Below are 9,023 nucleotides of genomic sequence, written 5' to 3' on the forward strand. Positions count from 1 at the left end.
CAGCGACAATCTTTTCCTTTCCTTTAATTCAAGCCCAATATGCTAGAATTGATGTAGCAAACAATTGGTTCGTTGGTTGGACAGCACCAGGGCCTATTGGTCTCTCTGAAGTTCGCTTTGCCCAGACTGTTCCTGTTCCTGTTCCTGAATCAAGTTCTGGCTTAGGTTTGCTGGCTTTAGGCTTACTAGGAACGGCAGCGGCATTTAAGCGCCATTGGAACTGAGAAAACGGGTTTCTTTGAGAAGAAAAGGGGGTTTCTTTGAGAAACCAGTTTTCTGGTAAGCTGAGAAACAGGGCAAAATTATCGCCAGGGTCAAAACAACTGATCATCAAATCGACAATCTTCGAGACAATCACTGAGCTTTATTCCTGTCAATGATGCTAACAAAATATCTAAAACAAGCAATGGAACTGGCAACTTATGAAGTTCTAGAAGACGGTACTTTTTATGGAGAAATTCCGGGATTTGAGGGAGTATATGCTAATGGGACAACTCTCGAATCTACTAAGGAACAGTTACAGGAAGTTTTGGAAGGCTGGCTTATTTTAGGACTGCGCTTACAACATCAGTTACCGATTGTTGACGGTATCAATCTAACCCCTCAACAAAAAATCGCCTGATGCCACCTTTTGCCCCCATCAAAAGGAAAGAGTTAATTCGCCAGTTGAGAAAGCTGGGATTTTCTGGTCTTCTGGTAGGAGGAAATCATCAATATATGGTGCAGGGAAAATTAAAAATCTGGATTCCCAATCCACACCAAGGAGATATCAGTAAAAGCTTGCTGGCTAAAATTTTACAACAAGCAAATATTAGTAGAGAAGAATGGGAAAAATTACGTTAAACAATTTTGTCTTAGAAAAGTTAAAAACTGTTCTTAATTGAGCAAGATGAAGATGGCATTTCTGTTATGGAGTTAAATATGGATTTTGTTCCTCAGCTTCCCCAGGATTCTGATAAACTTAAACAAACTTTGGCAAAAGCACACCGCAATTGTCAAGAAATGGAATTAGTTGGATTACAATTAGAAGAAGCAATTAGTCACTTAGAAGCTGAAAATCGTCAAAGACGAAGACCGCAGCTATAAAAAACATAGCTTAGAAAACGAGTTTCTTTGAGAAACCCGTTTTCTGGAATAAGAGGCGATCGCTAGGAATTGCTAACTCGTGCTAAACTGGATTCAAATAATTAATTAACTCCCAATCATTTGTTTAATCATGAGTCAAGCTGCTGCTGCAATCAATACTAAACTAATTGATTCCCTTGCTCAAATTATCCTTTCCTTAACTGACGAAGAACAACAGCTTCTCCTACAAAAAATTCAGCATCCAGCCTTATCTGATGTCGATTTCCATCAAGGTTTTCCCTTTGATGTTCAAATTCCTAATACAGAAACGCTCGCCGCCCTTGAAGAACTAGAAAAACATCCTGAGCGTCTTAAGCGTTATACTAGCGTTGGGCAGATGTTCGAGGATTGGAACAAGGATACAGGGGAATGTTAACCCCACAGGAAAGCACCCGCTTTCGACGCGATTTGAGGCGGATGAAAAAACGGGGTAAAGACTTGGAAAAGTTAAAAACTGTAGTGGAACTCCTGGTGCAAGAACAAATACTACCAGAGCGATACCGAGATCATAATCTCGTTGGAGATTTGTTAGAAACTATTAAGATGCTTGCAAAACAGCGACTTCAAGAGGAGTTAATTTAGTGAATCGCTTTCCCATTGCACGGCAAGCGGAGCAAGATTTGCAGGATATTTGGCTCTATTTAGGCAGACAAGATGAATTACTGGCCGACCAAAAGATCGCTCAAATTCTGGACAGATTTCCTAGCATTTAAATTGCTTGTTGAGATCAGGCACTCTTGCAAGAGGAAACAGTAAAGGGATTGGGGGAGATTCGGCTAATCTAAGAATAAGCGATTAAAATACGTCTTAGCTTATTTCCTCCCGACCGGGCCGGAGCGGGAATCAAAACTATAATTAGAATGATTAAACCCCAACCATAACCCCGCCTCGATAACCGATAGCCGATAACCGATCGCTAAACATGGAGCCATCTTTCGCCCTTACTCTGCAAATTGTCATCACTGTGGTGGCGGGGATTACAGCCCAAGTCATCGCCGAATACCTGAAAGTTCCCAGTATTGTCTTCCTGCTTATTTTTGGGATTGCTTTAGGGTCCGATGGTTGGGAAATTTTACACCCCCAAAGTCTGGGAATTGGCTTAGAAGTCCTTGTTGCCCTCTCTGTGGCGATTATCCTATTTGAAGGCGGTTTAAGCTTAAGCGGACGGGAATTAGGGCGAGTTTCTGGCAGTTTACGCAATCTTGTCACCCTCGGTACTTCCATCACTCTCATCGGTGGCGGTATGGCAGCCCACTGGTTGGGGGAATTTCCCTGGCCGATCGCTTTTCTTTACGCTTCTTTAGTGGTAGTAACCGGTCCGACGGTGATCGGGCCTTTGCTGAAGCAAGTAGCCGTAGATCGGCGGGTGGCGACGCTTTTGGAAGGGGAAGGGGTATTAATCGACCCTGTGGGCGCAATTTTAGCCGTAGTGGTGCTAAATACGATTATTGATAGTCATGCCCGCCCCATGGAAATCATCACCGGTTTAACCCTGCGTTTAGGCATCGGGGCGGCGATCGGCATTGCTGGAGGCGGATTGTTAAGTTTTATTATAAAAACTTGCAATTTTCTGACTTTTGAGCTAAAAAATCTCGTGGTTTTAGCGGGAGTCTGGGGGTTATTTGGTTTATCACAATTTAGCCGCAGTGAATCGGGGTTAATGGCGGTGGTAATGGCGGGAATTGTGCTAAAAGCGGCGGCAGTTCCCGATGAGCGGTTATTAAGGCGTTTTAAGGGTCAATTAACCACTCTTTGCGTGTCGGTACTGTTTATTTTACTAGCGGCGGATCTTTCGATCGCCAGTGTCATCGCTTTGGGTTGGGGCAGCGTCCTAACCGTGTTGGTTTTGATGCTGGTGGTACGTCCCCTGAGTGTGGCTCTGTGTACCCTAAAAAGTGATCTAAATTGGCGACATAAGTTATTTATCGCTTGGGTTGCCCCTAGGGGAATCGTTTCTGCCTCCGTAGCTTCTTTATTTGCCATTTTACTCACCCGTGCCGGTATTAATGGCGGTGAAGCGATCAAAGCTTTAGTCTTTTTAACAATTTTAATGACCGTTTTTATTCAGGGATTAACGGCGCGGTGGGTGGCAAAAGGGCTAAAAATCACTTCTTCTGCGGCAACAGGAGCAGTAATCGTCGGTTGTAATCCCCTAGGTCGCTTAATCGGTTCTTTATTCCAAGAACAAGGGGAAACCGTGGTTTTAATCGATACGGATGCCGGGGCCTGTCAGCAAGCGGCAGCCGACGGTTTGACGGTGCTGCAGAGTAGCGCACTTGATACAAAAATACTGCAAGAAGCGGGCATCGAATCCATGGGGACTTTTCTGGTTTTGACTAATAATAGCGAGGTTAATCTGGTTTTAGCCCAAAGAGCCAGCGAGGAATTTCATCCTCCCCGGGTGTTGGCTGCCTTTGCGGGAACCCCTAACCCAGATAAAAATAAGGTTAATCAGGTTTTTCTCCCTAGTTTTTCGGTCAAGGAATGGAATCAGTATTTAGACGATAATCAGATTAAATTGGGTAAAACTATCTTTAAAGGCAATGATTTGAGCGAACAACAAACCAGATTAACTAAATTAATTGAAAATGGCGAACTGCTGCCCCTACTATTGCGTCGCGATAATTCCCTACAGGTAGTAACAGAAAGGGAAGAATGGCGCACCGGAGACGAATTAATCTATATTCTGCGAGATTTACGCCCGCAACTGCTTAAACGTCTTTCTGGCACTGTCAGAACCCGTTTATCTTTAGAAATCTTACCCGAAGTGGAAATTGCCCCCAGTAGATAAGTAATAGGACAAAATTAACTTCTTGGTTAGGATAGGCAAGGGGGGTGGGCAGAGATTCAGCTTAACTTAGCTAAAAAAACGGTACACTGATAACTGATAATTGACAACTGATCACTGCTTATGCCTCCTCGTTGGCCCCGTCAACCCGATCGCAAAAACGATCCCGCTTTCCGACGTTTAGATGATCGCATGAATTTCGCCGTTCATGTGGCGGGTTTTTTAGCGATTAATTCAGGGTTATGGTTTTTTCATATCATCAAATTTTCCGATTGGACTTGGTTGAATCTGTTCACGGGAATTTGGGCTATTCTATTGGTGGGACATTTGATTTATATAGCGGCGATCGCTAACTACTCGGTAACATCCCATGGCTAATACAACTCAGGACATCGAAAATCTGGCAGCCCAAATCGGCGACAATATCTACATTGACGTGGCTAAATGGCATCTCTATCTCCGGGAAGCACATTTACACAGCGTCGTTGCCGAAAAAGTCTTCCCTTTGCTCGAAAACGACAGTTTAAGCGAGAATGCAGTCATGTCTATCCTGCGGGAGATAAAAGTCACCCTCGGAGGAGGTCATCTGCAAGTTTCCCTAGCGGATTTATTACCCAGCAAATGTCAGATAGATTTAATCGATTTGCTCGAAGAATACCAAAAAAGTCGCTAAAATTACCCAATAGTATGCCCGATAACTCGCAGACTAGGACTAACAGGCTAAAGTAGTTAGGGTTGGCTGAATAAATCTAAAAACATTGTCCGATAAGTACTGGTCATTGGAGTGATCCGGGGGAAAATTCAGGGACTTTTCCCCTGAAAATGGCTAAAACCCTACACCCCACACCCCACTTCCCCACTTCCCCACTTCCCCACTTCCCCACACCCCACACCCTACCACCACCGAAAAACTTTTTCAGCATACCCTAGTTAGAAATAGTCCCCCAGAAGCAAACCATGGAAATAGGTGTCCCCAAAGAGATTAAAGATCAGGAGTTTCGCGTCGGTTTGAGTCCTAGTAGTGTGCGTGTACTCAATGATCGCGGTCACAGGGTGTTTGTGGAAACGGCCGCCGGATTGGGTGCCGGATTCAGCGATGAGGATTACCAAAAATCCGGGGCCAAAATTGTGGAAAAAGCGGCCCAAGTTTGGGATAAACCGCTAGTTGTCAAGGTAAAAGAGCCGCTTAAGACAGAATACGGCTTTTTAAATAAGGAAGCTCTCCTATTCACCTATTTACACCTAGCGGCCGAGCGCTATTTAACGGAAACATTAATCGAGTCGGGAACAACTGCGATCGCTTATGAAACGGTCGAGCTTGCTGATGGTCGCTTGCCTCTCTTGACTCCCATGAGTGTTATTGCCGGTCGTCTTTCGGTACAATTTGGGGCCCGCTATCTGGAAAAACAACAGGGAGGTAGGGGAGTTTTACTGGGGGGTTTCCCCGGGGTGAGTCCTGGACAAGTGGTTATCCTTGGCGGGGGTGTGGTGGGTACGGAAGCGGCCAGAATTGCCATCGGTATGGGGGCAAAAGTAACTATTTTAGATATTAACGTCGAGCGCTTGGCCTATTTAGAGACTTTATTCGGTTCCAGGGTAGAATTGCTTTATAGTAGCCCGGCACAATTAGAAAATGTGGTTCCTAAGGCCGATTTATTGATTGGGGCAGTGCTAGTCTTAGGAAAACGAGCGCCAACTCTAGTTTCTCGCTCTTTAGTCGCCAAAATGAACCCTGGTTCTGTAATTGTCGATGTGGCAGTGGACCAAGGGGGCTGCGTGGAAACTCTGCGGGCCACTTCCCACAGTCAACCGACTTACTTGGAGTCGGGAGTAGTACATTATGGAGTGCCTAATATGCCTGGAGCAGTACCCTGGACGGCAACCCAAGCTTTAAATAATAGTACCCTACCCTACGTTATTAAATTAGCCGACCATGGGGTAAAAGCCTTGGATCAAGATGTTTCCCTCGCTAAGGGGTTAAATGTCGCCAATCATCGGTTAATTCATCCAGCAGTGCGCGAAGTTTTTCCCGATTTGATTTGAGCAGTAATTTCAGGGCTGATGGTGGTATTTTCCAAGGGCTATGACTAAGAATTTATGGACAAGGGATGAGCTGCTGATCGCTCTCAATTTATACTATAAATTTCCCTATGGACAATTCCACACCAATAATCCTGTTATTATCGAAGTCGCTGAAAAGTTACAGCGAACACCATCGGCCCTGGTGATGAAATTATGTAATTTTGGTTCTCTCGATCCCAGGCATCAATTGCGAGGAGTACAGGGGTTAAAAGGTATCAGTAAAACTGATCGACAAATCTGGCAAGAGTTCGAGGATAACTGGACAGAATTAGCCCTAGAAAGTGAGGAAAAATTACAGGTTCTTTTAGGAGTTATCAACAAACAGCAAGAGGATTTTACCAGACTTGATTTTTCGGAAAAGATTAAAACAGAAAACGAGGCAATCAGAAAAGTTAGAATCGGACAAAACTTTTTTAGAAAGACAATTTTAGCCCTATATAACTATCGTTGCTGTATTACAGGAAATCCCATTCCGCTGTTACTAACAGCTAGTCATATATTACCCTGGAGTCAATTTCCTGAACAGCGTTTAAACCCTCATAATGGCTTGTGCCTAGCTCGTACTCATGATGCTGCTTTCGATCGAGGTTTAATTAGTTTCGATGAGGATTTAAGATTAATTATTGGCCATGAGATCGAAAAAAAGGCTCAGGATCAAGGTAGTGAGACGTTAGAACTAAATTTTATCAACTATCGCGGTAAAACTTTAAATGTTCCCGCTCGCTTTTCACCAGATTTGGATTTTTTAAACTATCATCGCTATCATATATTTCAGGGCTAAAAGTACGATAAGGTAAATTAAATTCTCAATTGCATTACTTTGTTGATGATTTAGTTTTTCTAAAACACTTTTGCAATTTCAGCTTGTGTATAAATTTTATGTAAAGATTCAACATTTCTGACCTATGCGGTTATCTATATTTTTCTCAAAAATAAGGAAATCAAGAATATTGATCAACATATTTATATAACTAATAAAAAATCTGCTGTTCGAGGATTTGAAAATATATCGACTATTAAATTGGGTGATGGAGAACAACAAAAACCAGATTGTGATTTGATCATTTATTCTTACCATACTTCTGCAAAGATAAGTGATGGTAATAATCAAGAAATACCCTATCCTAAATGTATAATTTTATCCTTAAAAACTTCTTTGCGAGAAAGAGCATCGCAAACCTATAAGTGGAAACTTTTGTTAGAAATAGCTAATGATCATGGCTCTAAAATTAAGGAAAAATACGGCATTAACTATAATGTTCCAGAAATTCCTCTTATCTGTTTTGTTACAGTTAATTTTTACAACGAAATTAACAATCCTCAACAACGAGGATTGTTAAAATTTTTTGATAAAGCATTTTTGTCCAAAAAATTAGATAATGAAAAAGAGACGGATTTAAACAGACAAAAATCCCAAGATTTTATTAGTCCCTTATCAGAATTAGTAGATTTTGTTAGAGACTTTTTTAAGTTATAAATGGGTGGGTGGAATTAAATAGGGTTTGCGGCAAAAAGTTTTTCGTGGGGACAGGGTGTGGGGTGTGGGGTGTGGGGTGTGGGGTTTTATCGATTTTCAGGTGGTCAACTACCTAATTTTCAGAGAAAAAGTCCCGGAATTTTCCCCCCAATCACTCCAATGGTCGGCACTTTTTGAGGGGAAAAAAGTCCAAAAGTCTTATCCAACAAGGTTTTTAGATTTATTCAGCAGACCCTACTTAGGGCTTGCTGAATAATGGTAAAACCCTTTTAAAATAAGGCTTTTGACCTGTTAAAATCCGATGTTCATGCTGCGAAAATCGGATTGGGACCCTCAAAAACCTGGCATTATCCTTCTTGTAGTACACGGGCTAGTACAAAAAGAGAGGGCAACAAAGCCTGAAACGACCGGCTACTGACTCCTGACGACCGACTCCTAACCCCACCAACAAACTTTTTCAGCAAACCCTAGATAATGTCCTCGTTCATCATCAAATATAACCTGAGAAGTGTAGCCATCAGGTAAGGTAGCACGATAGTTAGCATGATTCTGGAGAACACTCTTAATAATACCTTGATATTTTAATCGGGTATCCATTGCACGATTACCTCACTTTCATCGTCAAAGACAGTTAAAAGGGGAGAATTAATCCCCCCCCCATTAATTTAGACAAAGAAACTATTGACCGCAATAGTGCCGAGCGCCGGTAAAGTACCCGTTAACCCGGTAAGATTAATCACCCAATCATTAGCACTTTGGAAACCAAGCGTACCGTCGTTGATAATTAGGTAAGTGGTAGTAGCATTAGTAACCCGCACTAAAACAGCACTGTTAATTCCGAGAGCTTGATTTCCGGCTGTTGCCCCATTAGCATCGGTAAAGACGTTAGTAACAATGGTGTTAATATTGGTTACAGTGCTATCTGCAGCCCGGGTAAAAGCGACCGGGGCATTAATTGCTGCACCAGTTTGACTAAGCAGGTCAATCTTATCATCACCAATAGCAAAATCCGTAACTCGGTCTAGGGCTGTCGAGGTGGACTGACCCAATTGGAAGATGAAGATGTCTGTCCCCGTCCCACCGGTTAAAGTATCGATTCCAGCAGCACCATTGAGGGTATTATTGCCACTATTCCCTGTAATCTGGTTATTTAAGGCATTACCCGTGCCATTAAGATTACCAGTACCGGTGAGAAGGAGATTTTCCACGTTGTTAGGAAGAGTATAGGAAATGGAAGCTTGCACGGTATCGGTTCCCTGGTTGAGAGCTTCAATGACCAAATCGCCAGCATCATTTACCGTATAAGTATCGTTTCCGGCTAATCCAGTCAAGGCATCTGCTCCAGAGGTTCCCGCAAGGGTGTCGGAACCGGAAGTACCTGTAAAGTCATCATTTTCAATGGTTCCCGTGGCAGTGTCGGTGGTAATAGTAGCGCCGTTGGTGGCATTGGAGAGGGTGACGGTAAAGGTTTCGTTCGGTTCTACTGTTGTATCTCCCTGAACGTTAACAGTAATTACTTTTGAGGTTTCCCCCGTCGTAAAACTTACTACC

Annotated in this window: 16 protein-coding genes; 14 read left to right on the plus strand and 2 right to left on the minus strand. The window is 42.9% G+C overall.

Annotated features, from left to right (window positions below; translation table 11 throughout):
* The 14 genes from IM456_RS10620 to IM456_RS23310 all read left to right on the plus strand — a co-directional run.
* On the plus strand, positions 1 to 224 hold a 224-nt coding region (locus IM456_RS10620), incomplete at its 5' end, for a PEP-CTERM sorting domain-containing protein (RefSeq protein ID WP_287692387.1).
* A gap of 152 nt (positions 225 to 376) precedes the next feature.
* A complete protein-coding gene (locus tag IM456_RS10625; protein ID WP_149988450.1) occupies positions 377 to 622 on the plus strand; it encodes a type II toxin-antitoxin system HicB family antitoxin in 246 nt (81 codons plus the stop codon).
* Positions 622 to 843: a type II toxin-antitoxin system HicA family toxin gene (locus IM456_RS10630; RefSeq protein ID WP_149988449.1), complete on the plus strand. Its 222-nt coding sequence runs from the start codon at positions 622 to 624 to the stop codon at positions 841 to 843. Before IM456_RS10625 ends, IM456_RS10630 begins: the two co-directional genes overlap by 1 nt.
* A gap of 78 nt (positions 844 to 921) precedes the next feature.
* Positions 922 to 1,086, plus strand: a complete 165-nt coding sequence (locus tag IM456_RS10635; RefSeq protein ID WP_172970573.1) for a hypothetical protein — start codon at positions 922 to 924, stop codon at positions 1,084 to 1,086.
* Positions 1,087 to 1,216: 130 nt separating this feature from the next.
* A complete protein-coding gene (locus tag IM456_RS10640; protein WP_149988448.1) occupies positions 1,217 to 1,501 on the plus strand; it encodes a hypothetical protein in 285 nt (94 codons plus the stop codon).
* Positions 1,495 to 1,707, plus strand: coding sequence for a type II toxin-antitoxin system mRNA interferase toxin, RelE/StbE family (locus IM456_RS10645; RefSeq protein ID WP_149988447.1), 213 nt, complete (start codon positions 1,495 to 1,497; stop codon positions 1,705 to 1,707). Before IM456_RS10640 ends, IM456_RS10645 begins: the two co-directional genes overlap by 7 nt.
* Positions 1,707 to 1,838, plus strand: a complete 132-nt coding sequence (locus IM456_RS10650; protein ID WP_149988446.1) for a type II toxin-antitoxin system RelE/ParE family toxin — start codon at positions 1,707 to 1,709, stop codon at positions 1,836 to 1,838. The genes IM456_RS10645 and IM456_RS10650 overlap by 1 nt, the downstream gene beginning before the upstream one ends.
* Positions 1,839 to 2,047: 209 nt before the next feature.
* Positions 2,048 to 3,916 carry a cation:proton antiporter gene (locus IM456_RS10655; RefSeq protein ID WP_149988445.1) on the plus strand — a complete coding sequence of 623 codons (1,869 nt, stop codon included), beginning with the start codon at positions 2,048 to 2,050 and terminating at the stop codon, positions 3,914 to 3,916.
* Between the two features lie 120 nt (positions 3,917 to 4,036).
* The gene (locus IM456_RS10660) at positions 4,037 to 4,291 is read left to right on the plus strand and encodes a hypothetical protein (RefSeq protein ID WP_002761850.1); all 255 of its coding nucleotides are present in this window, start codon (positions 4,037 to 4,039) and stop codon (positions 4,289 to 4,291) included.
* Positions 4,284 to 4,586: a DUF3181 family protein gene (locus IM456_RS10665; protein WP_002761852.1), complete on the plus strand. Its 303-nt coding sequence runs from the start codon at positions 4,284 to 4,286 to the stop codon at positions 4,584 to 4,586. Before IM456_RS10660 ends, IM456_RS10665 begins: the two co-directional genes overlap by 8 nt.
* A 284-nt stretch (positions 4,587 to 4,870) precedes the next feature.
* Positions 4,871 to 5,956: an alanine dehydrogenase gene (gene ald, locus IM456_RS10670; RefSeq protein ID WP_287692392.1), complete on the plus strand. Its 1,086-nt coding sequence runs from the start codon at positions 4,871 to 4,873 to the stop codon at positions 5,954 to 5,956.
* 40 nt (positions 5,957 to 5,996) lie between these two features.
* Positions 5,997 to 6,776, plus strand: coding sequence for an HNH endonuclease (locus IM456_RS10675; RefSeq protein WP_287692393.1), 780 nt, complete (start codon positions 5,997 to 5,999; stop codon positions 6,774 to 6,776).
* Positions 6,777 to 7,010: 234 nt separating this feature from the next.
* Entirely contained in the window at positions 7,011 to 7,472 is a 462-nt protein-coding gene (locus tag IM456_RS10680) for a BsaWI family type II restriction enzyme (protein ID WP_502845905.1), read from the plus strand.
* 55 nt (positions 7,473 to 7,527) lie between these two features.
* Positions 7,528 to 7,728, plus strand: coding sequence for a hypothetical protein (locus tag IM456_RS23310; RefSeq protein WP_306342221.1), 201 nt, complete (start codon positions 7,528 to 7,530; stop codon positions 7,726 to 7,728).
* 179 nt (positions 7,729 to 7,907) lie between these two features.
* Here IM456_RS23310 and IM456_RS10685 read toward each other — a convergent pair whose 3' ends face one another.
* Positions 7,908 to 8,069: an element excision factor XisI family protein gene (locus IM456_RS10685; protein WP_149988557.1), complete on the minus strand. Its 162-nt coding sequence runs from the start codon at positions 8,067 to 8,069 to the stop codon at positions 7,908 to 7,910.
* Positions 8,070 to 8,137: 68 nt separating this feature from the next.
* On the minus strand, positions 8,138 to 9,023 hold an 886-nt coding region (locus IM456_RS10690; protein ID WP_287705264.1), incomplete at its 5' end, for a bluetail domain-containing putative surface protein.

This window comes from Microcystis sp. M079S1, from assembly GCF_020246425.1.
GTDB classification, from domain to species: domain Bacteria; phylum Cyanobacteriota; class Cyanobacteriia; order Cyanobacteriales; family Microcystaceae; genus Microcystis; species Microcystis aeruginosa.